Source organism: Streptomyces misionensis (genome assembly GCF_007896895.1).
Lineage (GTDB): Bacteria > Actinomycetota > Actinomycetes > Streptomycetales > Streptomycetaceae > Streptomyces > Streptomyces misionensis_A.
In genome coordinates this window covers 55,094-56,835 of sequence record NZ_VOGW01000084.1, presented here as the reverse complement: position 1 = coordinate 56,835, position 1,742 = coordinate 55,094, and the positions used below count along the sequence as shown (strand labels likewise).

General features: G+C 74.9%; 1 pseudogene. It reads left to right on the top strand.

The features are described from left to right. Nucleotides 1–22: 22 nt before the first annotated feature. Nucleotides 23–1,429 (top strand): annotated as a pseudogene (locus tag FRZ03_RS14440) (SCO6880 family protein); the annotation flags it as partial. Nucleotides 1,430–1,742 lie beyond the last annotated feature (313 nt).

The window sequence follows — 1,742 nt, the reverse complement described above, 5'->3', positions numbered from 1 at the left end:
GCGCCTTCAGGACCCGCCCCCTATGACTGATCTCTCCGTCGCCCCGGTCACGGTGAAGTTCCCACACCGGTCCCGCCGCGGCATCCTCCTCGGCCTCTCCCTGCCCCAACTCACCCTGGTCTCGTGCACGCTGGCGTTGCTGCTGATGACGGTGATGTCCACCGGACTGCTCGGCGCCCTCGCCCTGGCACCGCTGTGGGCGGCATCCGGTGCACTCGTCGCGATCCGCCGGCACGGTCGCTCCCTCGTCGACTGGGCACCGATCGTCGCCCGGTATGCGTACCGCCGCCGTACCGGCCAGGCCCTCTGGCTCGCCCGGCCCGTCACCCGGCCGCGGCAGGACGGCGTCCTCCACCTGCCCGGCACCGCCGCCTCCCTCAAAGTGGTCACCCCCGGCGACTCCGCCAACGGGGCCGCGGCCGTGCACGATCCGCACAAGCAGACCCTGACCGCCATCGCCCGCGTCAGCAGCCGTGCTTTCGCCCTTCTCGACCCCGCCACCCAGAACCACAACGTGAGCAGCTGGGGCCGTGCGCTGGCAGGCATCGCCCGCACCGGGCATGTCGCCGCCGTGCAGGTGCTGGAGCGCACCGTGCCCGACAGCGGTGACACGCTCACCCGCCACTGGACCCACAACGGGCAGCACCAGACTCCGGTCGCCGGGCAGATCTACTCCGAGTTGGTCGCCTCTGCCGGCCCCGCCGCCGCTCCGCACGAGACCTACCTCGCCATCTCCCTCGACCTCAAGGCTGCCCGACGCCTGATCTCACAGGCCGGCGGCGGGCTGCCCGGCGCGTTCACCGTCATGGCGCAGACCACCGCGTCCATCGCCCAGGCCATCCGCAACGCCGGCCTGATGGTCACCGGCTGGCTGAGCGCGCGGGAGATCGCCGCCGTCGTTCGCACCGCCTACGACCCGAAAGCGCTCGCTGCGCTCCAGCAGTGGTCCCAGACCGGCCGCGCCGAGGCCGATCCCGCGGCAGCCGGTCCCGTCGTGCAGTTCGAGGAGTACGACCGCCTCGCCACCGACAGCGCGCGGCACGCGACGTACTGGGTGGAGAACTGGCCCCGCACCGAAATGGGGGCCGGGTTCCTGCACGGGCTGATGTTCACGGTCGGCGTGCGCCGCAGCCTCTCCCTCATCTACGTCCCGCAGGGACTCGAGTCCGCGCTGAGGGACGTCCAGCGCAAGAAGGCCGCGATCATCGCCGACGCCAACGAGCGCGCCCGCCGCGGGCAGGTCGATTCCGAAGAGGACTCCGTCGAGTACGCCGACGTCAAACAGCGTGAGCGCCAGCTCATCGCCGGGCACGCGGACGTCGCCCTGACCGGCCTGGTCACCATCACCGCCGAGACCGACGCCCTCCTGGACGCCGCCTGCGCCCAGATCGAGACCCACGCCGTCACCTCGGGCGCCGACCTCCGACGGCGACCGCGCCGGGCCGCCGGGAGCTCCGCCGGCGCAGGTCGCCGCCCGCGGCGCCTGCGTGGGTCTCGCTCTCGGCGCCGCCGGCGCGCCGGGCGCCGTCGGTCCCGGCGCGGGTGGTGCCGCCGCCGGTGCGGGCGGCGGGCGCGTGCCCGGCCGAGGGGGCGAGGGGGGGAGGCCGCGGGGGGACGGCCGCGGGCGGGCGGTGGGCGGCCGGGTGGCCGGGCGTGGCGTGGGCGGCCGTGGACGCGTCGAGGTGCAGGTGGCGCGGCCCGGTCCGGCGGGGGGGGCCGGGCGCGTACGACTGCGCCTCGAG